Raw genomic sequence first — 23,790 nt, 5'->3', positions numbered from 1 at the left:
TTCTTGCGGGTGTGCCATTGTGCAGCTTTTGATGCGTTCATTGGCCATCTCGTTCAAGACTCAGGCATGGACCTCCGCCATTGTGACTATCGCCATGTGCTTCTTTTTCCCTCTGACTACCGCCTGGAACATGACGAGGTGTGTTGTCCTGACTCCTCTATACGGCATGATACTCATGAGTGGTTCCCTTTTACCAGCGGCCGAGGATCATCCGGAATGGGAAGCACTCCGCAGCCGCGCTGAAAGTGGCGAGCCACAAGCTCAATTCGAGTTGGTCCATCGCCTCCGAGATGGCAGGGGAGTCCCCAAAGATGAGGCGGAGGCCATGAGGTGGGCACATCGCGCAGCAGACAGCGGCCATCCGGATGCGATGGATTTCGTCGGCTTTGCCTACCTTCGTGGCAGCGTGGTAAAGCGCAGTCCTGAAATTGCCTTTGGCTATTTCAAGGCGTCCGCTCCCCAGTCCGCGCAAGCTGCCTTCAATCTTGGCCAGTGCTACTTTGGCGCGCAGGGCACGGAGCAGGACATCCCTCGGGCACTGGAGTGGTGGAAAAAGGCAGCCCAGCGCGGGCACGGAAGGGCGGCGGCGAGCGCTGCGATGGCCTATTTCTCCGGCGAAGGCGTCGCTCGGGACCTTGTGCAGGCGCGGCTTCTCGCGGAGCGGGCAGCGGAACTGAAGAATCCCTCAGGACTCGTCCTGTTGGGTGAAATGCAGTTTCAGGCCGGAGAACTGGATGCGGCCAGGGTGAGTTGGACAGAGGCCTCCAAACGCCTTCCCACCGGCCCGACCGGCCATCCGGCCCAGCCGTCTGACAATGCTGCCGCGCAGCAGGGAGCCGATCTTTTGAAGCTTGTCGAGTACCGGCGGCGCAAATCCGTACCGGGCGAGTTTACCTTCGTGCCGATGCCTCACATCCATCAGGGCTACAACAACTGCGGTGCCACCGCCTGTGCCACCTTCGCGCGCTTTCAGGGCAGTGAGATTGGCGGTTGGGAGTTCAAAAAGCTGTGCCCGTCTCCCCTCGGCACCGGCACAGATTGGTGGCACCTGCTGGAGGCATCGAAGAAGATTGGGCAGAGCTGGAAACTCGTCACGTTCACTCCGGATGATTCAGGGTTCGCCGAATCAACCAAACTCCTGAAAGGTGAGCTTGATGCCGGCAGACCGGTGGTCGTCGATTTCAAATACATCGGCCCCCAATACCCCGGGGGATTCGCGGGTCACACCCTCAGTGTTTGTGGCTACATAGCCGCGGAGGACCTCTACATCCTCTGCAATCCCGCTGTTGCCACTCCAGGCTTGCAACTCATCACTGCGGAGGACTTGAAGAACTTCTGGCGTTCCGATTATTACGGAGCCCAGGCGAAAGGTGTGCTCTCGCGTCCGGCGTTCGTGATCTCACCACCATGAAGTCTTTCGCGGCCATCGTCATCGGCTCCACGCTGGCCACCTGCGCAGCCGCTGCGCCTCCGCCGGTCATCGGAGGGCTCGAGCGGACTCATGATGAGAAACTCAGAGGTGCCGTGCTCATCAGCGAATTGGGGTGCGTTGCCTGCCACAAGAGCAAGCAGGCCGCATTTGCGCCAAAGTCAGGACCTGACTTGTCGGAAGTCGGTGGTCGGGTGCAAGGCATGCATCTGCAGAAATTCATCGCAGATCCTTCGGGCGTGAAGCCCGGCACGACGATGCCGGACGCGCTCGGACACCTGTCTGCTGCGAATCGCGACGAAGTGGCGAAGGCGCTGGCGCATTACCTCGCCACGCTTGGCAAACCCGCCCCCTCGACGATACCTGCAAGCGACGCCATCGAGCGGGGACGCAAACTCTACCACTCAGTGGGGTGCGTGGCCTGTCATTCCCCAGAAAAAGCCCTCGACGGCTCCGTGCCTCTTGGGCCGCTGGCGGACAAATACACGCTCGCGAGTCTCGCCACGTTTCTGAAGGATCCGCTGGCCGTACGGCCCGGCGGGCGGATGCCAGATTGCCACCTTGAGGACGATGAAGCCATGGATCTGGCGAGCTACCTGTTGCGGGAGCAGGCAGCACCGGCAGCGGACTTCCAGCCCGACGCCAAGCTTGCGGCCCGCGGTCGCGTGCTGTTTGCCGAGCACCACTGTCACGCCTGCCATCGCACTGGCGAGACTGCTACAACACCGGAACTCCCCGCACTCGAAAGTTTGCGGCCGGACGCTGGTTGTCTCTCTACGAAGCCTGGTAAGTGGCCACTCTACGCCCTCAGTGACGTGCAGCGCGCATCGCTCCGGAGCGCGCTGGCCGAAGAGCATAAAGCATGGACCCCCGCTGAGCAGGTGCGAGTCACGATCACGCGGTTGAATTGCATCGCCTGCCATCAACGCGATGACCTGGGTGGCGTGACCAGGGAGCGGAACGTCTATTTCACGGGGAGCGAGGAAAGCCTTGGTGAGCAGGGCCGGATGCCGCCGCCCCTCACCGGAGTGGGCGCAAAGTTGAAGGAAGAGTGGTTGCGCCAGGTCGTGTGCAACGGCGCGAGTGCCCGGCCGTCGCTGCATACGCGCATGCCGAAATTTGGTGCAGTCAACACTGAGCCGCTTGTCACGTGGATGAAGCAGCTGGACACCCTGCCGCCCGCGCCTGTGGAGCGCGTTCCGAATTCGGCAAGGCCGCAAAACATCGGGCGCGATCTTGTGGGCGTGAAAGGGCTGAACTGCATCGCCTGCCATAGCTTCCGAGGCCGCAGCGCGGCGATTCGCGGCCCAGAACTCACGACCCTCGCAGAGCGCCTGGAAGAAAACTGGTTTCACCATTTCCTCGCGCATCCTCAGCGCTTCGCCGCGCTCACCGTCATGCCTAGTTACTGGCCGGATGGAAAATCTCCGTTGCCAGACGTTCTCGGCGGAGATCCCCGGCGCCAGCGTGATGCCATTTGGCAGTACCTCGCGCAAGGTCCCGAGGCGCGCGAACCTGAAGGGCTCGTGCTTGCAGCCCTCGTCATTGAGGTCCGCGATGAAGCGGTCATCGTGCGCCGGGCATTTCCAGGCATTGGCAAGCGGGGACTAGGCGTCGGTTATCCTGGAGGCATCAATCTCGCCTTCGACTCGTCTCAGATGCGGCTGGCTTCCCTCTGGAGTGGCGGTTTCATCGAAGCGTCCGGGCTTTGGCGGGGGCAGGGGTCGGGGCAGGCACGGTTGCTCGGGAAAGACCCCGTCCAATTCCCACCGGGTCCCGCGTTCGCCGTGCTGCCCACGCCCGCGACTGCGTGGCCTGAACCCGACACCTCGCCCAGACCATCGCCGTTGGTTTTCAAAGGCTACTCACTGGATGCGCAGCAGAGGCCAACGCTGCGCTATGCGATGGAAGGCTTCATCGTGGAGGACTTCTTCCACGAGCGCCGCGACGATGCTGGTCGCGTATTCTTGGAGCGCACGCTGAGATTCCCGAGTGCACGGCCCTCCGATTTGCACTTTCGCGTGGCCCGCGAGAAGACAATCGAGCCGCATGCCGGGAACCTCTTTGCCGTCGGCACAAAGTTACTCGTCCGCCTTCCTGCCGAGCCGCTTTTGCGGGCAGCCGGAGACGCGAAGGAACTCATCCTTCCCGTTCACGGTGAGGAGCTGAAAATCGAATACCACCTCACGTCCAAGCCATGATCGTGCGTGTCTTGTTCCTGCTTTGCCTGTTCATGCTCCGCGTCCGCGCAGCGGAGAGTTTCGGGGATACCTGGGGCACTGCGGAGCGTGAAGAGGCCTTCTACCGGATTGTAAACGTGCCCATGCCCGACGGAGTGTATCTGGAGGCCGGGAGCTTTGTCTCGCTGCCCGATGGCCGGCTTGCGGTTGGCACGCGTCGCGGTGAGATCCTGCTTTTCAGCGGGATCTCCGAGGAGAAACCGCGTCCGCAGGTGACCACCTTTGCCAGCGGGCTCGATGAAGTGCTCGGACTTGCCTGGCGCGACGGTGCGTTCTTTGCCACACACGCCACCGAGATCTCGCGCATCTCCGACACCAATGGAGACGGTCGCGCCGATCGCTACGACACCGTGAGCGACGCCTGGGGTTTCGGTCATTACCACGAATATGCGCTAGGCTCGAAATTCGATGCTGCAGGCAATCTCTATGTCGCACTGGGTCTCTCGGAGTCCTATCACTCAAAAGCCCTGTTCCGGGGCTGGGCGCTGAAGATTTCGCCAGACGGGAAGACCGTTCCGATCTGCAGCGGCCTGCGCAGTCCCCTCGGAGTCGGCGAGAATGAGCACGGCGAAATGTTTTACGTCGAAAGCCAGGGACCGTGGAACGGCTCGTGCTCGCTCAAGCACCTCAAGCCCGGGGGATTCATGGGGCACCCGGTCAGCTTCAACTGGTATGCCTTCGCCCCGGAGATGGGCCCGGTGCCAGTCATGCCCAATTCTCCCTCGCGCATGGAGACCGAACGGAAGCGGGTGCCGGAACTTGTGCCATACGCGGTGGTCTTTCCCTACAAAAAAATGGGGCGTTCGATTTCCGCATTCGAAGTGTGTCGTGCGGGTGGAAAGTTCGGCCCTTTCGACAACCAGATATTCCTCGGCGACTACACGCTCAGCATGGTGATGCGGGCTACGACTGAGAAGGTGAACGGCGTGTGGCAGGGAGCCTGTTATCCCTTCCGCGAAGGCCTGGGCACCGGCATCCTGGCGGTGCATTTCACGACAGATGGCAAGCTCATCAGTGGCGGCACCAACCGCGGCTGGCCCGTACGCGGCATGAAAGATAACCTGCTTCAACGGATTGACTGGACTGGCAGGACGCCATTTGAGATTCTCGAAATCCGGGCGCAGCCTGACGGCTTCACTGTGCGCTTCACGCGCCCGGTTGATCCCCTGCAGGCTGCGCGTCCTGAGAGCTACGCGCTGCAGACCTATACGCACATCTACCACCAGGGCTATGGAAGCCCTGAGGTCGACCAGACGCGCCCGGTGGTGGCCTCGGCGGAAGTTGCGCCCGACGGCCGGAGTGTGCGCCTCCGCGTGAGGGGGCTCATGCAGGGCCACGTGCATGAATTCCTCCTGCCCGAATTCAAATCCAGCGATGGTGAGTTGCTTTTGCACGACCGCGCCTACTACACGCTGAACGAGATTCCAAAGCCTTGATGTATTGATGTATCCATGAAAATTTCCCGCGTTCTTGCCTACCGTGTTGAACTACCGCTGCGTGAGGGCTCCTACAAGTGGAGTGGCGGCAAGTCCGTGACTGTGTTTGACAGCACGGTCGTGCGCATTGAGACGGACGTCGGCCTTGTGGGTCATGGCGAAGTATGCCCTCTCGGGCCGTTTTATCTGCCAGCATATGCAGAAGGAGTCCGGACAGGCTTGCGTGAACTCGGTCCACACCTCATTGGCGAAGACCCGCGTCAGCTCGTAAAGCTGAACCGCCACATGGACGCCGCTCTCAAGGGGCATCTCTATGTGAAGAGCGGAGTGGACATCGCGTGCTGGGACATCCTGGGCCAGGCGTCTGGACTGCCTGTATGCGAGCTGCTTGGCGGACGCTACGGCGACAAGGTGCAGCTTTACCGTGCCATTTCACAGGAATCGCCGGATGAGATGGCGGCGAAAGTGGCCGGCTACCGGGCGGAAGGCTACCGTCGGTTCCAGCTCAAAGTCGGAGGTGATCCGGACGTGGACATCGAGCGCATTCGCGCCGTTGCCGCGAAGCTCCAAACCGGGGACCGTCTCGTGGCGGATGCGAATACCGGCTGGGTCCAACATGAGGCCATCCGTGTCGCCAAGGCGGTGAAGGACGTGGACGTCTACATTGAGCAGCCGTGTCTCACCTACGAAGAGTGCCTTGCAGTGCGAAGGCAGATTCCACATCCATTCGTGCTCGACGAAAACATCGACGATCTCGGCATCCTGTTGCGCGCAAAGGCAGACCTTGCGATGGACGTGGTGAACTTGAAGATCAGCAAACTTGGCGGACTCACGAAAACCAAACAGGCTCGCGACCTCTGTGTCAGCATGGGCATCGCCATGACGCTGGAGGACTCATGGGGTGGTGACATCGCCACAGCCGCCATCGCGCACCTGGCGCAAAGCACACCTGCGGAGTTCCTGTTCACCACCACGGACTTCAACAGCTATGTCACCGTGAGCACAGCCGAGGGCGCTCCGCAGCGCCTCCACGGCCACATGGGCGCGAGCACGAAGCCAGGTCTCGGCATCACGCCAAAAACGGACGTCTTCGGCCCGCCGGTCCTCTCCTTGCCATGAGAGCGAGATTCTTGATGGTGCTTCTCGTATTTGCATCGCGAGTACCGGCTTATGGCGCTGGTCCCGTGGCCGCTCCCAACGTTCTCCTGATTCTGGCGGACGACCTCGGTTACGGTGACCTCCGCTGCTACAACGACCAGTCGAAGGTGGCCACGCCTCACATCGATCGGCTTGCGAGCGAAGGGATGCGATTCACGGACGCGCACAGTCCGGCCACGGTATGCACGCCCACTCGATACAGCTTGATGACGGGGCAGATGGCGTTTCGTGTGCCAAATGGAGGCACGGTTTTCACCGGTGTCGGCGGACCGTCGCTCATTGCCACGGGAAGGCTCACGCTGCCCGGCATGTTGCGCTCCAAAGGCTACAGCACAGCTTGCATAGGCAAGTGGCACGTCGGCCTCACCTTCTTTGATAACGAGGGACATCCGGTGAACGCCGGCGGTCTCGATGCAGTGAGACGCGTGGACTTCTCGCGCCGCATCCAGGGAGGGCCCGTGGATCACGGGTTCGATTTCTTTTTCGGCACAGCTTGCTGTCCCACCACAGATTGGCTCTATGCCTTCATCGAAAATGACCGGGTGCCCGTGCCACCGACGAGGCTCGTCGACAAAGGGTCTTTGCCGAAGCATGCCTACGCCAACGACTGCCGCCCGGGCCTGATCGCTCCAGATTTCCCGATGGAGGAAGTGGACCTTGTCTTCTTGAAGAGGAGCCGCGAGTTCCTTGAGAAGCACGTCAGCCAGTCACCCGGCAAGCCATTCTTTCTCTTCCATTCCACGCAAGCCGTGCATCTTCCTTCGTTTCCTGCTCCGCAGTTCAAAGGCGCAACCAAGGCAGGACCGCATGGCGACTTCATCCATGAACTCGATTGGATTGTGGGAGAGTTGCTTGCCACTCTCGAAAGACTTCGGATTGCGGAGAATACTGTAGTCATTTTAACCAGCGACAATGGCCCGGAAGTCACTAGCGTGGTCCAAATGCGCTCTGACCACGGTCATGATGGCGCGCGACCCTGGCGCGGCATGAAGCGCGACGCTTGGGAGGGTGGTCATCGTGTTCCCTTGATCGTCCGCTGGCCCGGTAAGGTGAAGCCTGGTACGACGAGCTCGCAGCTTACCGGTCTCACCGATGTGATGGCGACCGTTGCCTCCGTAGTCGGCGCCGACCTTCCGAACCTGGCCGCGGAAGACAGTTTCAACATGCTGCCTGCATGGTTGGGGACAGCAGAAGGCCAAATCCGCCCCTTTCTGATTCAGCAAGCCGGTGGCGGGGCGCGCACGCTTTCCATCAGACGCGGCGATTGGAAGCTGATGGATCACAACGGATCGGGCGGAAATCGATACGACGCCTCCCCTGAGCTCAAGCCCTACTACAGGCCCGACCATGCGCCTGCTGCACTGTACAATCTCGCCGCAGATCCCGGCGAAACGAACAATCTCTTCGACACTCGACCGGACATTGCCAGGGAACTCAAAGCGGTGCTCGAACTGTCCAAGTCCAGCGGACGGAGCGCACCAAAGCCATAGCCACCCATGAAACCAACATTCATCATCATGGCGCTTTCCGCGCTCATTTGCGTTGAGGCTGTCGCGTTGGAAAAGAAGCCGCTGAAAGTGTACATCCTCGCTGGGCAGTCAAATATGGAGGGGCACGCCAAAGTCGAGACCTTTGATTACATCGGCGATGATCCAGCAACCGCGCCGCTGCTGAAGATGATGCGGGGCCCGGATGGGAAACCGGCGGTTTGTGAAGGAACGTGGATTTCGTATCTCACGGGTGTGGGCCAGAACAACGGCGAAGGTGTAGGCAAACTCATGGCTGGCTACGGTTCAAGGAGAAATCCACAGGAGGACGGCGGGAAAATCGGGCCGGAGTTCACCTTCGGGCTCACGATGGACGCGGCGCACACGGAGCCGGTTTTGATCATTAAGACGGCCTGGGGAGGAAAGAGCCTGCATACAGATTTTCGTCCGCCGAGGGCGGGTGTGTACGAGCTCAATGACTACCAGAAAAAACTGTACTATGGCCCGCCTGGACATGGCGTTCCCAAGGACATGAACTTGTGGCTCGCCGAAAAAAGCCGCGATACCGGGCACTATTACCGGTTGATGGTGGACCACGTGAAGAAAGTGCTGGCTGACCCCAAGCGGGCCTGCCCGGCGTATGATCCGGCTCAAGGCTACGAAATTGCAGGTTTTGTCTGGCTGCAAGGCTGGAATGACATGGTTGATGGACACACCTATCCGGCTCGCGGCAAACCTGGTCGCTTCGATCTCTATAGCAATCTCCTAAAGCACTTTATCCGGGATGTGCGCCGTGACCTTGATGCTCCGACCATGCCGTTCGTCATCGGTGTGATGGGCGTGGGAGGCGTGAAGGCAGAGATGGATACGGTGGAGTTTCGCAAGGCGATGGCAGCACCGGCATCACTTCCGGAGTTCAAAGGTAACGTTTTTGCCGTGGAAACCGCACCTTTCTGGTCTGAGGAACTCGACGCGATTGATAAGAAGCATGCCAAAGTCCGTCAGATGCGAGGCCTGCTGGACTCAAAGCACAAAGATTACTCCAACGCCGACGGGACAATGACCGAGGAGCAGAAACGCCAATACATGAAAAACTTCGAAGGGGAACTCATTTCTGAAGCCGAAGTGGCCCTTTGGAATCGTGGAGCATCAAACGCGGGATATCATTACCTCGGATGCGCCAAGACATTTGCATTGATGGGTCGTGCCTTCGCCGAGGCTCTGCTGGCGAACGAGAAGTCAGCACTGTAGATCGCCGCGCGAATCTCGAGCGCAAGTATGAAGAGGGGGGCGGAATTTGTCTCAATGGACTGCTAACAGCTAACTAGGAGGCGTCCGAACCTGGCAGAACGACTTTGAACACGCTCCCTTTGTCCGCTTCCGATCGCAGTTCAATGGAGCCATGCAGCAGGTCAACCAATCTCGCGACAATCCACAGCCCCAGCCCAGAACCCCGAAGCGGGGACTCTTGCTTCACCCGGTAATGCTCTGAGAAGACAAGTTCGCGGTCCGCCGCTGCGATGCCAACCCCAGTATCCTCGACAATAATTGCCATTCCATGATCTCCCAACGCATCGCATCTCAGTACAACGTGTCCTGTGAATGTATATTTGACGGCATTATTCACCAGGTTTTCGATGATCTGGCGAATTTTGAGTTCATCGCTACAGATTGTACCGAGTAACGGGTCTACCGTCATTGTGAAAACAAGACCTTTGCTCTCAGCCATGCGTGCAAAGGATACGCTCAGAAACTGCAGCAGACTGGAAAGGTCGAAGGGTGTAGATTTGATTGCGGTCGATCCGGAAAGGATGTTCGATAGGTCAAGCAGATCGTCAAGAATCGCAGTCATGTGCGCAGTATTCAGACTCAAGCTGCGTTGCATGTGCTCGATAGAATCCTGATCGCCCACATCTAGTAATCCGGAAGCAAGACCTACGGAATTGAGCATGTTGCGCAGCTCGTGTGATACGATGCGAATAATCCGGAGCGTCTCCTCGTTCGCCTTGTGCAGGGCCGCTTTGTTTGACTCAACGTATTGCACAACAGAGTGTGATTCGACTTCGTTGAGAAACTTGTCTATCGCCTCGCATGCCTCGGCATAAATCAAAAGCTGATTTTCTTGAGCGGATGCAAACTCACGTGCTTCTCGAAACAAGACCGCGCGAAGCCAGAACATTTCCAAAAGCAGTTCTCTTAAGCGGTAATGTTGCTGCCACCGCTGTTCCCCATGCTTGTTTGCATTCAGCTTCGCCTCGTCACCATTTCCTGTCGAGCCATATCGAAGTGACTGGATCAGTGAATCGAGTAATTTGGGAACATGGTCCTTCAACTGTGGATCCGAAAGGGCGTCCGCCGCAGTCAGGCGCGGATCGGCTTTGACCTTTTCCATCCACATTTCCACCACGCGGTCCGAGTTCTTCGCTAGGAGGTCGCCGAATTCGGTATAGTGAGGTTTAAACATGGGGTGTAGGATCCGGCTGTCGGCCACGTGGGTTGTGTGTTCAGTTCCAACTATTCACGCTAGTTGCTATCGATTGTGACCCAACGTCCGGCCCTAATTCACTTGGACGGTAAACGCGCGAACAGAACCTTCGCTGATTCCGCCACGCCTTCCGTCGTTTTAGATGGATCGCTCATTGCCTGTCCTCTGACCATTTTAAGCGTTTAATATGAGGAATTTATGTCTTTTTTAGAGCCGACTGGACACGCTGAACTCCCGAATGAAAAGGTAAAGGTTGCACTGGCCCACCAAATGATGTGATCGAACGCTTTTGACATACCGCCTTTGATGCTCCGATGTCGCAGGCTTCCTTATGATGTCCATTATACCCCGTAGAAGCGTCTGCAAGCTTCGTACCTTGCGGCTCCAAGAACGACACCATACTGCCGCGGGACTCGGATGGCGATCCAAACTTGCGAGCGGCCTCTCAAGTGGGGGGGGATTGCCTCGTTTGCTGCATGCCTTGTTCACTCAGTCACCTCGAACTAAAAGTTGCCTTGGCTGCTGCGCCTTCAACAACGATACGTCCCGCGTTCAGAAGAGAAGCTTCACTTCGCAGAGGACCAATCAACTGCAAACTCGTTACCGGCATCCGCTCTTCCTTGAGGGGAACGGGAACAGCGAGCGCGGGATTGCCGGAGTAGTTGACCGCGGTCGTGTTCTGGAGCGTCAATGCCTTGGCCTCAAAAAGTGCGTGGCGACCAATCCACGGTATCTTGTAAGGTTGCTGCTTCAAGGTCGGAAGTGCGATGAAGTCAACCTTTTGAAAAGTCCGATCGAGCATTGCCTGCCAAGCTGGGCGGCGTTTCAACGTCTCTTGATAAATCTTACTTCCACGCTCCAGCCTACCCAGTAGGATGGCGGCCTTCGTTGTAGGAGTAATGCCTTTCTCTGAAAGGAGGTGTTTGTTGGACGCATATCCATCTGCCATGGCGAGGATTCGTCCGTGCCTTTCGGCCTCAAGCCATGCCGCCGTGAAGTCGGGGTTCAAAGGCACCACTGCGAAGTCCGCAGCCTCTAGCGCGTCATCCACGGCCCGGTCGATGGCGGGATCGGTACCAGGTATACGTAAGCGGCCGACCACAATGCGAGGACGCTCCGGCGTCGTCGCGACCGCCTTCTCATACTCGCTGGAAAATCCGGGCTTCAGAAGCTCCATGCCTTCGACCAAGCGTGGAATGTCCTTGGCCATGGGCCCGACGGTGTCGAGGTGCTTCGGCGAAAGCGGATACACGCCCTTCAGCGAAACGAGGCCGAAAGTTGTTTTAAGTCCACATACCCCGCAACAGGCCGCGGGCGTTCGAATCGATCCAGCCGTGTCGGTCCCGATTGCAATGTCTGCCCGGTTGTCAGCCACCGCGACGGCGCAGCCGCTAGAAGAGCCTCCGGGCATCAGGCCAATCCCTTGGTCCAAACTGTTTTTGGGAGTGCCAAAGTATTCATTCACTCCGGAAGTCCCGAGGGCCAATTCGTTGAGGTTGGTTTTGCCCACAAGACAAACGTTTTTCTGCCGCAGGTATTTCAGGCAATCGGCGTCCTGCTTCGCCGGGTGCCCCCATTTTGAAAAGTATTCCGAGCCCACCGTGGTTACTTCGCCACGCAGATCGATGATGTCCTTGACCGCTACCCGCGTCTTGCCCTCCGCCCCGACGGGAGGATCCCAGTATCGGATGAAGGCTCGATCACCCCAATGGTGCCTGGACGGTGAAGTGCAGGCACTTAGGAGGCCCACGACAAAAGCTAAAACAAAAGTCGGCTTACGTTGGCGAAAATTGCTGAGCATAAGTTCCTGACCATTCCTGACCTGCATTTTCCGAAACTGCTCCGGCGTTCGTTCTCCGATGCCGGCTCCCGTTGAGAATCCTCAGTGATGACACTAAAGATGCCGTACAAATGCGCTCCGCCTATGAATTCGCTACGGCATTGGAATCCGAGGCTCCTACCTTGAGATGAACAAACAGCACACAGAAAACATCCACGCCATTCTCCAGAGCCGTATGCGATATCCTCGAAATTGGAGATCGCGAACGGCACTCAGCGTCGTCCGTCACTTTGTATGGAGGCTTCTTCCCAGGAGGTCCTCAGCTGCGCGGCTTCAAGGTTTAGGGCTCCTTGCCGGTCGTCGTTGGACACTTTCAGATGCCAGAGAATGGTTTCTGCGATTTCCACCGGCACTCCTTCTGCACCGTACTCGGTGATGGTGGCATCGCTCAAGGCGGGAATCTGGTCGCTTCCAAGCTCCACCATGTGGTTCGTGAGGATGCGAAAGATCGAGTTGGATCGTTCGTCCTGCGGAATCGAGGCCCATGAGCGCTTCTCGCCGATGCTTCCGAGCTCTTTCTCGGTAGGCAACATCTGACTGACATTGGCTTCCTGTAGGAATTCCCCGATGGGTGCCCGGGCCAGTTTTTTCCGTGCTGCAGACCTGGCGTCATTTGACAGGCTCTCCCAATTGCGGTCTTCACCGATGCCGGCCAGGGCGGATCTTGTTGGTTCCGGCATATTGTGGGATGCCTCGTAAGCCTTGGTCTTGATTTTTTCGGCACTGGCGGCGATTGCCTGCCTCTCTGGTGCTTGGCGGACACACTCGTTTCTCGAGTGAAGCGCGTCTGCACAGAGGGCAATAAATGCCAAGGTTTCATCGATGATTCTTTTAAAATCACTTTCACGACGGTCTCCTGCGACGAGATGCGGAGGAGGTGCAAGAATGTTGGAAGCAACCAAGTGGGCAGCAAGGTTTGCCAATTCAGTAGGAGATAAGCCGACAGACGAAAGATGATTCGAACCGCAAGTCATAAAATCGGAGTTTTAGTGAGCCCTATGATTACACATCATGGGAGATGTATGGATGAGTTCGCCTCCATTTGGCGATTTCTGGAATGAGGGTGCTGCCCTTCACCCACGGAAGGCAGCACCCGCTCATGACGCACAGACTAGTCTTAATGGGTGGTTGCCTTGGGCAGCATCACCACCATCATTCGCTCTTTCTTCTCCACCTTCATCTTCGCGCGGTCTACCGGCCCGGGCAGCGTAATGCGCTGGGTGTACGCAGCTCTGTGAACTCCTCCATCATTGGACTGTTGGCCGGCAGGGCTGCTCTCGCTCCTCGCCTCGATTTGTAGTGTCTGGCCTTCAACCGTGGCAATCACGTTTTCCATGCCTCGGTCGGGAAGGAAGATGCGAACCTCGTAACTGTCGCCCTTGTCTTCCACATTGTAGGTGGATCCGAAGCGGTACTCGTCGAAGATGTCCTTGTAAGTGGGGATAAATTTGAAGGCATTGAAGGAATCCTCGAAAGCGCGGTCCATGTCTCGGCGCATCTGCTCCATCCGCTGCATGATCTCCGTATCACGCGCTAAGTACAAGGGAGGTGTTAGTAAGCCCTTGGATGATGCGGCAGACAATTCCGCCTTGACTGGGGTTTTGGGGATAGTCACCACAAGCATGTTCTGCCCTTGTTTCCGTTCTACCACGGGAATCGCATTGGCCGATACATCTTTGAGGGTGATTGTTTGCTCGTAGCGCTGCGTTCCTCCCTCTTCTGGGGCTGTGACGCGGAGCGTTTCTCCTGTCAGGTTGACCTCGACCTTGTCGAGGGTTCGGTGCGGAAGGTCCAGGCGGAGCATGTAGCTGTCGTTTTGTTCCCGGAAATCCGCAGAGACGGAACCTGCCGGTTTGTTCTGGGTGCCCGCTTTGTCCAGACCTTTGACGGCGTCCCGGAAGGTGTCCGATATTTTTTCCTGCCATTTTTTAAGATGTTCGGCAATGCCGCCGGGTCCTTCTTTTGAGCTTTCTGCACCGAATGCTGATACCGTTGTGAGGGCGAAGGCAAGAACCAAGGCTAGAGTTCTGGCCGCGACGTGGCGGCGGTATATGGATGAAGTTTTTGAGTTCATAGTTTTTGTCTCCTCTCTTCAATCAAAGGCTTAAGGGTTGTTCATGGTTTCAGATTAGGTCAGTGGGATGATGCGGGGCTTGATATGCTCGGCTTTCGGGAGCGTGATGGTGAGCATGCCGTCTTCGAGACGCGCTGTGATCTTCTCCCACACAATGCTTGTAGGGAGGGCGACGGTCCGGCTGAACGGTTGCCCGGCTTCTCCTTCGCCTCGTTTCCAGAAGCGCTGGCCAGAGACCGTCAACATGCGGTCTTTGAGTTCAATGGCGAGATCCTGCCTTTTGATGCCGGGCACCTCCATACAGACGTAGTAGTGATCGGCATCCTCGTGGATGTCGGCTCCCAGGTTTTCTGGACCCGTTGCGGTATGATTGCCGCTTCCGCTCCAATCCAGGTCAGCTGGCAGCATCGCCGGAATGATCCAGGGATTGCTGCTCCAGTTGCTGCGACGAGCATGGGGGGCGAGCGAAGTGTTGCCCGTTGTGCGATTGTGTTTCATGACGTGGTTCCTTTCTTTGTGCGGTTAGATTCGGATGGGATGGTTCGGTTGAAGTGTCTCGTATCGAGTTTCCCGTGGCCCCACTCGTGAGGCCGCGCCTCGAGGTGCGTGTTTTGTCCGAGCGATTTTCGAAGTGTCACGTAACAGCGAGGTCAGTACGACCATGGCGACGAGGACAGGGCAAAGAAGAATGGTGAGTGTCAGCACCAGGGTGCCCAATATCGGTGGAGGCATGAGTCGGAAGAGGTAGGACATGTTGACTGCCAGATGGGATTCTTGTCTCCATGTGCGTGTCGCTGCTTCCATTGCGTAGCGAGCCGGAAGCGGCGCTCGGCTTGTGCTTCAGTCGACCCTTGTGCTTCAGTCGACCTTCACTTCGATCTGGCGAGGAAGGGCCTTCTCATGCTTTGGCACGGTGATTTGCAGCACACCCTCTCTAAAGACAGCGTTCACCTTGGTGGGCTCGGCATCATTGGGGAGGGCGAATGTCCGGAAGAACGCTCCGTAAGGCCTTTCGAGCCTGTGGATTTTGCGGCCCTTCTTTTCCTCGCTCGGTTTGCGTTCTCCGCTGACCGTCAGCCGCCCGTTTTCCAAGGTTATCTTCACATCCTCTTTGGGCACCTGCGGTAGTTCCGTGGTGATGATGTATTCCGATGCGTCCTCCACGATGTCGACCAGGGGCGCCCAGGGCTGGCCTTCGCTTTCGGAGGTTCCGTTGGAGGTACTGGGTGCCAGTGCGTTGAAGACTCGATTCTGAAGACTTTCAATCTCGCGAATTGGATTCCATCGCATAACAGCATTCATAGCTTGAACGTTGAGTTAGGTAGAGTAGGCGCGGGTGGGGGAAGCTGACAGCCGTCCGCGCAATACGACTAGTCAGCTGGACTCCAGGAGGAGCGCCATTTTTCCGCACAACAAAATCTGTACCAGATTGGGCGTGGTTTAAGACGCTCATAATCAGGAATCTACTGTCGAGCCTTTGGAGTGCTCGAAGTGCAAAAATGTCTCAGTTTTGCAAATTTTTCCCAAGGCCCTGTGTCATGATTTCCCGCCAGGAATTCCCCGCTTTCGGATTCTAAGAAGCCGGTTTTATGGAGCGTTTTTTTCAGGCTATGAGCACAGCAAACTACCCCAATAGCTTGCCGCAGCGGTTCGTTGGCGAGCCCAACTCTGAAGCTCGACAGACCGTGCGTGTGGCAGGTGAATCCGAACAGAGGAATTCGCATCCCAACACCTCCGAACAATTCGAAGTCTTCTATGATGACCGCGAGGTATACGGCGGTTACTAAACGACGGTAGAGCGCGCGGAGCCTCAGAGAGGCCCCGCACAGCGTGCGGTATCATTCGACGGGGCCGGGCGAGACATGCATGCCTCCACATCATAATCATTTGAGGCGAGGATTGTATGCCCTCTTGGGGCAGCTGTTTCTGCTAGGTTCCTTGTCGTTGGATGCCCTAACCGTAGGGGTTTCAGCGGGGGGGTGTCTCTGAACAGAAATATCATGGCCATGGCTGCTCCGCCTGAGCGCCTTGAATTGATGGTTGATTCCGCGCACGATAAAAATCTGGAAGACGCTGAGTGCGCGCAAAATGCACGAGGGGGGTGTCTACATCTGACAGGCCGATCTTCCGGGGACGCGAATGCAAAGTTGAGAGTTGATGATTGTTCAGGCGTTTGCTCGCAGAGGAACGTCCACGATGAACTTGGTTCCCTGCCGTAATTCGCTGTCAACCGCGATGGTCCCTCCATGGGCTTCAACGATTGCTTTGCAGATGGCAAGTCCCAGGCCTGTTCCACCCGTTGCACGGGTGCGGGATGCATCGGACCTTCGGAAGCGCTCGAAGATCAGTGGTAGCTGCGCTGCATCGATCCCAGGGCCTGTATCGATGATTGAAAAGCGGGCGGTCTGTTCTCCGGAAGTCGTCAATGTGATCCCTCCTTCAGCTGGTGTGAAATGAATGGCGTTCACGACCAGATTGCTGATGACCTGCTTCAGGCGAACCGAATCCCCATGGCAAGGAGCTGCCTGAAGATCTAGATTCAGTCGCAGGGTTTTACTGTCGGCAAGTAACCGAAGCTGCTCCGTACATTCACGAGTCAGCACCGCAAGGTCACATGGCTCCAGGCGCATCTCCTCGACGTCGGCATCAAAACGGGCGAGATCGAGCAAGGATTCAATCAGCGCTTTCATTCGTTGCGCGGCAAGAACGCAGTCAGTTAGTGCCTCCCTGTAGTCGGCAGGGGTTTGCTCCCGAAGAAGCGCCCCTTGAGCGTGCGCCAAGATGAGCGACACCGGAGTGCGAAGCTCGTGAGAGGCATCCGCGGTAAACTGCTTTTGCCTGGAAAAAGCAGCCTCAAGACGGCTGAAGGTTTCATTGAGGACTTTCACAAGCTCACCAAGTTCGTCATCCGGCCCTGATTTGTTGATGCGCTGGGAAAGGTCACCTGCGGCAATTTGTTTGGCGGTGCGGCTTACTTCTTGGAGTGGCCCTGTCACACTTGAGGCAATCCACCAGGCCAGCGCCAATCCAATCAGCAAAATCGCTGTCCCCGCAACCGCAAGCGAACCGGCATCCGCCTGCATTGCATCAAGGTCCTTGTGAAGATTGCGACCTACAACGAAGCAGCGACCCGTCGGCGTAAAATGGACGAGCTCACGGAATACGCCACGCTCGCGAATTTCCTTTGGATTTGATGTTTGAGCGGGGAGCGAGATCTCTGGGGCGTTTTGCGACCGTGCCTGAATGCTGCCGTCCTTGCGCCACACCACGTAGTAAAAATCCTCACCACTACCATTGGCGAACAATTCACGCGCACGCGGCGAAAGCCGAGGTTCGCTTACTTCATCCACTCTTTGTCCGGCTTCTGGCCTGAAGCCCGAAATGAGGATGTTGAACCTCTCCTCAAGTGCGCGGTCCACTGCGGCAATCCGCGCTACACTCTCGCGGTGCCACGCCATGTAGCCAAAGCCCCCCAGCACGACAAAAAGCAGCAGGCCGATCAGGCCCACCAGTCGCACACGTATCGAACTAAGGCGCTTCATGGTTCAATGCCGATGCCATAGCCATGGCCTCGCCTGGTCAAAATAAACTCCTGTCCGAGTTTACGGCGAAGGTTGGAGACCCGCACATCAAGCAGGTTGGAAAGTGTCGACTCGTTCTCGTCGAAAAGATGGTCGTAAAGAACGGTTCGGGATACTACCTCACCGCGGTGCAGTGCGAGGTACTCAAGCAGTGCGTACTCACTTGGAAGGAGCGGTACGACCTCCCCATTTTTCCAAACACTGCGCTGCGCAGTGTCCAAAATGACCTCCCCCAAATCCAGCCGTGCACTGGCAGCACCTGAGCCGCGCCTGATAAGTGCCCGCACGCGTGCCAGCAACTCAGGCAGGTCGAACGGCTTCATCACGTAATCATCCGCTCCGCTGTCCAGACCACGGACACGGTCGGCACTGGCGTCCCTCGCCGTCAGCATCAGAACAGGTGTCGTTTTCACTTTTCTGAGACGCGCCAGCATTTCCCAGCCATCCAATCCCGGTAGCATCGCATCCAGAAGGATCACGTCGTAATCATTGTCCATGGACTTCTGCAGCCCTTCCGCGCCGTCAGCTGCCGAATCGACCGCGTAGCCTTCCACCCGCAAAATCTTGGCGAGCCTGCGCAGCAAATCAGGTTCATCTTCAACAATCAGCAGCCGCATGTCTGCCAGGATACTGCTAAGAAATTGGAACGGCACCTTTTGATTTCATTAAATCAGCCGCTGCGCGAATTTTTTTGGTCGCATAACCTCCTCAAAAGGTTGGCTGGGCTAAAAAGGGGCCATAGCCATGAAAACTCGCCACCGACTCCTTGTTTTCGCAGCCCTGCTTACAGCGGGCAATCATGCAGTGGCACAATCGACCTTGCGTTCTGACCAGACGGCCTTCTTCGAGTCGAAGATTCGCCCCGTACTCATTGAGTCCTGCTACAAATGCCACTCCGAGACCTCGGCAAAAATTCGTGGCGGGCTTTTGCTCGACTCGCGGGAGGGCACCAGGCGCGGCGGCGACAACGGACCTGCAGTGGTGCCGGGCGATTTGAACAAAAGCCTTCTCATCGAGGCAATTCGTCACACCAACAAAGACACCGCGATGCCGCCGCAAAAGGATGGGGGCAAGCTCCCGGATGCGGTAATAGCTGACTTTGAGCAATGGGTAAAAATGGGAGCTCCCGACCCGCGAGACGGTAAGGCGCCTGTTGCCGTCACCCAGACTGAGTGGAGTCCTGACAAAGCCAAGAAATGGTGGTCGTTCCAGCCGCTTCAGCCGCCGCCGGTGCCACTGGTCGAGGATGCCAGCTGGCCAAGAGGAGACGTTGACCGCTATGTTCTCGCAGGCCTCGAAGCGAAGGGACTGCGGCCCGTGGGCGATGCCGACAAACTCACGTTGCTTCGGCGCTTATGTTTCGACCTGGCAGGCTTGCCGCCTTCCCCAGAAATGGCGAAGCAGTTCCTCGCCAATAAGTCGCCCAATGCCGTGGCGGAACTCGTAGATTCTCTTCTTGAGTCGCGTCAGTTCGGGGAGCGCTGGGGTAGACACTGGCTCGATGTCGCACGCTACGCGGAATCCACAGGCAAAGACCTGAACGTTTCCCTCCCGCACGCATGGCGCTACCGCGATTACGTCATCGCCGCATTCAACAAGGACAAGCCCTACGACCAGTTCATACGCGAGCAGATCGCAGGCGACCTTCTTCCCGCAAAAGATGCGAGGGGACGCGCCGAGCAGCTCATCGCTACCGGTTTTCTTGCCGTCGGGCCTAAGGGGCTGGGGGAACTCACGCCGCGCCAGTATGAGCTCGATCTTGCCGACGAGCAGATAGATGCGACCTCGCAGGCCTTCCTCGGTCTCACGGTAGCTTGCGCCCGTTGCCACGATCACAAATTCGACCCGATCTCGCAGCGGGACTATTATGCGATGGCTGGTATCTTCCTGTCCTCCGAAGTAAGTTACGGAACCTTAAGCGGTCCAAAGAACAACCAGGAACGCGGGCTGATCGCGCTACCCAAAGAAGCGGGAATGCCAGCAGTGATCCCAAGCGTCACACTGAGTGAGCGGGCTCAATTGCAGCAGGAATACAATGACGCGAAGGCTCGTTACGACGGACTGATGGCGCAGCGCAGCAGTCCGGGAGCCGGTTCGGCGGGTGCGCCGCGCAGGGGCAAAGGCGGTGCTATGGGTGGAGGCAGCGGTCCACAGTTCTTCATTCAGGTGCAGATAGCGCTCGGCAAAATGGCGGACCTTGAAAGCCGGTTGAACTCATTCGACGAACAGGGGCACGCAAAAGCATTTTGTATGGGTGTACAGGACCGGCCTGCGGGCACCAGTAAGACAGAGGCAATGCGTCCCACAAAAGTCGTGGAGATCAAAGGCAGTTCCGGCATCCGGCCTCCGAGCGGTTTCGAGACCATCGCCGATAGCCCGCTCTTCATTCGCGGAGAAATGAACGAGCCGGGTGAGCGGGTGCCGCGTGGATTCCCAGCAGCGCTTACAAGCGTATCAGCACCGGTCATCCCGCCAAACACCAGCGGAAGAAAGGAATTAGCCGATTGGATCGCAAGCCCCCGCCATGCCCTCACGGCGCGTGTGATGGCAAACCGTATCTGGCACTGGCTACTAGGCGCCGGTCTCGTGGAGAGTGTGGACAATCTGGGAACACAGGGGACGCCGCCAGCAAATCAGGCGCTTCTCGATCACCTCGCAGTGAGGCTCGTTAGGAACCAATGGTCCATCAAGGCCACAATCCGCGAGGTCGTGCTAAGCCGGACATATCAGCTTGCATCCACGCATGATGCTGCGAGCTACGCCGCCGACCCGGAAAACAAACTGCTTTGGCGGCGAGACAAACAGCGGCTCGATGCCGAGTGCATTCGCGATGCGATGCTCGCCGCAAGCGGCCAGCTTCAGCTTACCCCGATTGTCGGCTCCGAGGTTGCCGTAGCCGGTGATGGCCCGATCGGAAGTACCGGCGGCTTCATCCGCATCAATGAGGACACGCTCGTCAATGCTACAGCCAACTATCGCAGCGTGTACCTGCCGATTGCCCGTGACCTCCTTCCCGATGCCCTCGCAGTTTTTGACTACTCGGACGCCAGTCTCGTCATGGGAGCGCGGGAACAAACCAATGTACCGGCGCAGGCGCTCTATCTGCTCAACAACGACTTCGTGCGTGAGCAGGCCGAAAAGTTCGCAAAGCGGATAACCGCCGGACCAACCTCCAGTACTGACCAGCGAATCATCCAGGCCTACGCCCTTGCGTTGTCTCGCCAACCTTCAATGAAGGAAATGCAAACCGCGAGAACCTTTCTGGACCGTGAGCGTGGCAGCGGCAATTCCGCCGACGAGGCGCTCAGCATCTTTTGCCTGGCCCTCTTTGCCAGCGCTGAATTCCGTTTCCTCAACTGACCGCCATGCGCCACAAAACCATCACCATCATTTCGGCTCTGCTTTGTGTCCTGCAGCTTTCAGCTTTCGCGCAGTCCCCGCGAGGCATGCGACGCGGCGGACCCGAACAGAGTGGCAGTACCCCTGTTTTGAAGCCCAACCAGCCAGAGGCCCCGGCCGGATTTGACACACCCCGCTCGGGTGCTGCGCGTGGGAAGGTCATTCCATTTGAATATGAATCAAAGACCGCGGGAGGCACCTTCAGGGCGACGATCTACGCGCCGCCGGGGTTCTCACCCGGAAAAAAATACCCGGTGCTCTTCCTTCTTCACGGTGCGAGCGGGGATGAAAACAACTGGGTACAGGCCATCCACGCTGATGCCATCCTCGACAATCTTTACGCCGACAAGAGGCTTGTTCCCATGCTCGTCGTGATGCCATCGAGCATCTCGGTTGCAGGCCGCCAGCAAGCTGCCGAAAGCCGGGATGCAAAGGCGCGTGCGAGCATGACATTCGGTGAGGTGCTGCTGAATGATTTGCTACCATACGTTGAATCCAAATTCCCGGCACTTACCGGTAGAGAAAACCGGGCACTTGCAGGGCTTTCGATGGGAGCTGGCGCTGCCCTTTCCACCGGCACCGCAAACTCCGACAAATTCGCCTGGGTCGGTGCTTTCTCCGGAGCGGGGAGACGCTGGACGGAACCCAACGAAAAGCTCCGCCTCCTGTGGCTCTCTGTCGGCGACCGTGATTCTATGATGGGTGCCGGTATGGTCGCGGCAGATGCATTCTTCACCGAAAAGAACATCCCGCATGTTTTCCGAATCAATGCGGGAGGACATGAACCCAAGGTATGGATGAATGACCTGTATCATTTCGCACCCCTGCTATTTCAACCCTGACTCGTCCGGAATCATGCACACCCAATTTGCGCCGCAAAGATTCTCACGCCGTGCCATGCTGAGGACGGCATCATGTGGTTTTGGCTGGCTCGCCTTCGCGGGCATCGCTCAGCGTGAGGCTCTCGCCGCTGGCAATCCTCTCACCGCCAAGGCAACTCATTTTCCTGGGCGGGCCAAACGTGTGATCTTTATCAGCCTGCGCGGCGGCCCATCGCACGTCGACACTTTTGACTACAAGCCAAAGCTGAACGCATCCACCGGCCAACCCGGTATGCGCCCAGGGACCAAGCTGCTTGGTTCAAAATGGAACTTCTCCCAACATGGGCAGAGCGGTCTGTGGATCTCTGAGCTTTTTCCCTATGTCGCCCAGCATGCCGACGACATCTGCCTCATCCGTTCCATGCAGACGGATTTTCCGGCGCATCCGCAGGCATTTTTACAAATGCACACGGGCACCACGCAATTTGTGCGGCCATCACTCGGTGCATGGGCGGTGTACGGTCTTGGCACACAGAATGAGAATCTCCCGGGTTTCGTGACCATCTCACCACCCAGCGATGTGGGCGGCGCTCAGAACTACGGCAGCGCGTTCTTACCAGCCATCCATCAGGCGACCCGCATCGGCTCCGGCCAACGACCCATCGCCAATGCCACAGTGCGTAATCTCGCTGCAAAGATGCCTGCGGGCGACCAACGCCGTGCTCTCGATCTGATTCAGGCGATGAACCGTGAATCTCTCGCCCGTGACGTCGTGAATCCCGAAGTCGAAGGCGTCATCGAGTCCTTCGAGCTTGCTTTCAAAATGCAGGTGCAGATGCCCGGGGTTCTGGACCTGTCGGGGGAGAGTGCCACTACGAAAGCTCTGTATGGCATCAGCGAGGGTGGCAGTGGTCGCCGGGGCGGCGGCGGTGGGGGAGGTGCGAGGTTCGACAGCAGCCCGGATGATTTTGGCCGCAAATGCCTTCTTGCTCGTCGCTTGAGCGAGGCAGGCGTGCGCTTCGTTGAAATTGCCGGGGGCAACTGGGACCAGCACTTCAATTTGGCAACCGGCCACGAAGCAAACGCCGCGGCCGTGGACCAACCCATCGCGGGATTACTTACTGACCTGAAGCAGCGTGGACTGTTGAAGGACACCCTTGTGGTCTGCACTGGCGAGTTTGGCAGAACCCCGCATGCCCAGGGAGGCGATGGACGTGACCACAACCACAAAGCGTTCACACTCTGGATGGCTGGAGGCGGCGTAAAAGGCGGATACAGTCACGGGGCCACTGATGAGCTGGGCTATGAGGCAGTAGAGAACAAGGTCCACGTTCACGATCTGCATGCCACGATGCTTCATCTCCTCGGACTTGACCACGAACGCCTCACCTATCGCTATGCCGGACGTGATTTTCGCCTGACAGATGTTCATGGTAATGTGGTAAAACAGATTCTGCTCTAACAAAAAGATGGATTCTGTGGCAATGAGCGTAGACGTCGCCCATCGCCGAACCCAGCTTTGCATCGGATCTTCGTTGCGACTTTCATGAGCGGACTATGGCTTCTCTTTGTGTAGTTCGCCGAGCATCTCGATCAAGGCGTCCACCATCTTCACCGAGGCGTCGATCTGTACCTTGTTGACGCCGATCCATGTCTCGTAGCCGCCGAGCTTGTGTTGAGCGGGTGTAGGTAGGTAGCCATGCGAGCCGTTGGCGATGGAAATGTTCATCAGAGGCCGGATCGGGCTGCGCTGCTTCAGCTCCAGGCCGATCTCAGCAAACACCTCGAAAGGCATCGCTGCGACGGCCAGGTCGCCGATACGGTGCGTCTGCACGATGAC

18 protein-coding genes and 1 pseudogene are annotated in these 23,790 nt (G+C 57.8%); 10 read left to right on the top strand and 9 right to left on the bottom strand.

The window, feature by feature from the left end; all coding sequences use genetic code 11:
• Positions 1 to 31 precede the first annotated feature (31 nt).
• From DES53_RS30870 to DES53_RS30845, 6 genes are read left to right on the top strand one after another with little or no spacing between them, the layout of a single operon-like run.
• Positions 32 to 1,411: an SEL1-like repeat protein gene (locus DES53_RS30870; protein ID WP_113962201.1), complete on the top strand. Its 1,380-nt coding sequence runs from the start codon at positions 32 to 34 to the stop codon at positions 1,409 to 1,411.
• Complete coding sequence (locus DES53_RS30865) at positions 1,408 to 3,630, top strand: c-type cytochrome (RefSeq protein WP_113962200.1); 2,223 nt, start codon at positions 1,408 to 1,410, stop codon at positions 3,628 to 3,630. The genes DES53_RS30870 and DES53_RS30865 overlap by 4 nt, the downstream gene beginning before the upstream one ends.
• Positions 3,631 to 3,662: 32 nt before the next feature.
• Positions 3,663 to 5,105: a DUF7133 domain-containing protein gene (locus tag DES53_RS30860; protein ID WP_211325750.1), complete on the top strand. Its 1,443-nt coding sequence runs from the start codon at positions 3,663 to 3,665 to the stop codon at positions 5,103 to 5,105.
• A 15-nt stretch (positions 5,106 to 5,120) separates the two neighbouring features.
• A complete protein-coding gene (locus tag DES53_RS30855) occupies positions 5,121 to 6,224 on the top strand; it encodes a cis-3-hydroxy-L-proline dehydratase (RefSeq protein WP_113962198.1) in 1,104 nt (367 codons plus the stop codon).
• Positions 6,221 to 7,753 (top strand): sulfatase family protein, encoded by a 1,533-nt coding sequence (locus DES53_RS30850; protein WP_113962197.1) that lies wholly within the window; start codon positions 6,221 to 6,223, stop codon positions 7,751 to 7,753. Before DES53_RS30855 ends, DES53_RS30850 begins: the two co-directional genes overlap by 4 nt.
• A 6-nt stretch (positions 7,754 to 7,759) precedes the next feature.
• Positions 7,760 to 9,001, top strand: coding sequence for a sialate O-acetylesterase (locus DES53_RS30845; protein ID WP_113962196.1), 1,242 nt, complete (start codon positions 7,760 to 7,762; stop codon positions 8,999 to 9,001).
• Positions 9,002 to 9,074: 73 nt separating this feature from the next.
• On the opposite strand, the gene DES53_RS30840 is transcribed toward DES53_RS30845, so the two are convergent.
• The 6 genes from DES53_RS30840 to DES53_RS30815 form a co-directional block, all read right to left on the bottom strand.
• Positions 9,075 to 10,214 (bottom strand): sensor histidine kinase, encoded by a 1,140-nt coding sequence (locus tag DES53_RS30840; protein ID WP_113962195.1) that lies wholly within the window; start codon positions 10,212 to 10,214, stop codon positions 9,075 to 9,077.
• Positions 10,215 to 10,728: 514 nt separating this feature from the next.
• The gene (locus DES53_RS30835; RefSeq protein WP_245958300.1) at positions 10,729 to 12,063 is read right to left on the bottom strand and encodes an amidase; all 1,335 of its coding nucleotides are present in this window, start codon (positions 12,061 to 12,063) and stop codon (positions 10,729 to 10,731) included.
• A 224-nt stretch (positions 12,064 to 12,287) separates the two neighbouring features.
• A complete protein-coding gene (locus DES53_RS30830) occupies positions 12,288 to 12,977 on the bottom strand; it encodes a hypothetical protein (RefSeq protein WP_113962194.1) in 690 nt (229 codons plus the stop codon).
• Positions 12,978 to 13,192: 215 nt separating this feature from the next.
• Positions 13,193 to 14,149: an Hsp20/alpha crystallin family protein gene (locus tag DES53_RS30825; protein WP_113962193.1), complete on the bottom strand. Its 957-nt coding sequence runs from the start codon at positions 14,147 to 14,149 to the stop codon at positions 13,193 to 13,195.
• A 54-nt stretch (positions 14,150 to 14,203) separates the two neighbouring features.
• Positions 14,204 to 14,647 carry an Hsp20/alpha crystallin family protein gene (locus tag DES53_RS30820; protein ID WP_113962192.1) on the bottom strand — a complete coding sequence of 148 codons (444 nt, stop codon included), beginning with the start codon at positions 14,645 to 14,647 and terminating at the stop codon, positions 14,204 to 14,206.
• Positions 14,648 to 15,007: 360 nt separating this feature from the next.
• Positions 15,008 to 15,439 (bottom strand): Hsp20/alpha crystallin family protein, encoded by a 432-nt coding sequence (locus DES53_RS30815; RefSeq protein WP_170157555.1) that lies wholly within the window; start codon positions 15,437 to 15,439, stop codon positions 15,008 to 15,010.
• 320 nt (positions 15,440 to 15,759) lie between these two features.
• Between DES53_RS30815 and DES53_RS33365 the strand changes: the two genes are divergently transcribed.
• Positions 15,760 to 15,936: a hypothetical protein gene (locus tag DES53_RS33365; RefSeq protein WP_170157554.1), complete on the top strand. Its 177-nt coding sequence runs from the start codon at positions 15,760 to 15,762 to the stop codon at positions 15,934 to 15,936.
• A 378-nt stretch (positions 15,937 to 16,314) separates the two neighbouring features.
• On the opposite strand, the gene DES53_RS30810 is transcribed toward DES53_RS33365, so the two are convergent.
• Both DES53_RS30810 and DES53_RS30805 read right to left on the bottom strand, forming a co-directional pair.
• The gene (locus DES53_RS30810) at positions 16,315 to 17,691 is read right to left on the bottom strand and encodes a sensor histidine kinase (protein ID WP_113962190.1); all 1,377 of its coding nucleotides are present in this window, start codon (positions 17,689 to 17,691) and stop codon (positions 16,315 to 16,317) included.
• Positions 17,688 to 18,347, bottom strand: coding sequence for a response regulator transcription factor (locus DES53_RS30805; RefSeq protein WP_113962189.1), 660 nt, complete (start codon positions 18,345 to 18,347; stop codon positions 17,688 to 17,690). The genes DES53_RS30810 and DES53_RS30805 overlap by 4 nt, the downstream gene beginning before the upstream one ends.
• A 127-nt stretch (positions 18,348 to 18,474) precedes the next feature.
• Here DES53_RS30805 and DES53_RS30800 point away from each other — a divergent pair, with 127 nt between their 5' ends.
• From DES53_RS30800 to DES53_RS30790, 3 genes are read left to right on the top strand one after another with little or no spacing between them, the layout of a single operon-like run.
• Complete coding sequence (locus DES53_RS30800; protein WP_113962188.1) at positions 18,475 to 21,090, top strand: PSD1 and planctomycete cytochrome C domain-containing protein; 2,616 nt, start codon at positions 18,475 to 18,477, stop codon at positions 21,088 to 21,090.
• Positions 21,091 to 21,095: 5 nt separating this feature from the next.
• Entirely contained in the window at positions 21,096 to 21,971 is an 876-nt protein-coding gene (locus tag DES53_RS30795; protein ID WP_113962187.1) for an alpha/beta hydrolase, read from the top strand.
• A gap of 13 nt (positions 21,972 to 21,984) precedes the next feature.
• Positions 21,985 to 23,412, top strand: coding sequence for a DUF1501 domain-containing protein (locus tag DES53_RS30790; RefSeq protein ID WP_113962186.1), 1,428 nt, complete (start codon positions 21,985 to 21,987; stop codon positions 23,410 to 23,412).
• Between the two features lie 93 nt (positions 23,413 to 23,505).
• Here DES53_RS30790 and DES53_RS33360 read toward each other — a convergent pair.
• Positions 23,506 to 23,790: pseudogene (locus DES53_RS33360) on the bottom strand (hypothetical protein); the annotation flags it as partial.

It is taken from the genome of Roseimicrobium gellanilyticum (genome assembly GCF_003315205.1).
Lineage (GTDB): Bacteria > Verrucomicrobiota > Verrucomicrobiia > Verrucomicrobiales > Verrucomicrobiaceae > Roseimicrobium > Roseimicrobium gellanilyticum.
The sequence above is the reverse complement of the archived record's forward strand: the minus strand, read 5'-3'. Positions and strand labels throughout refer to the sequence as shown.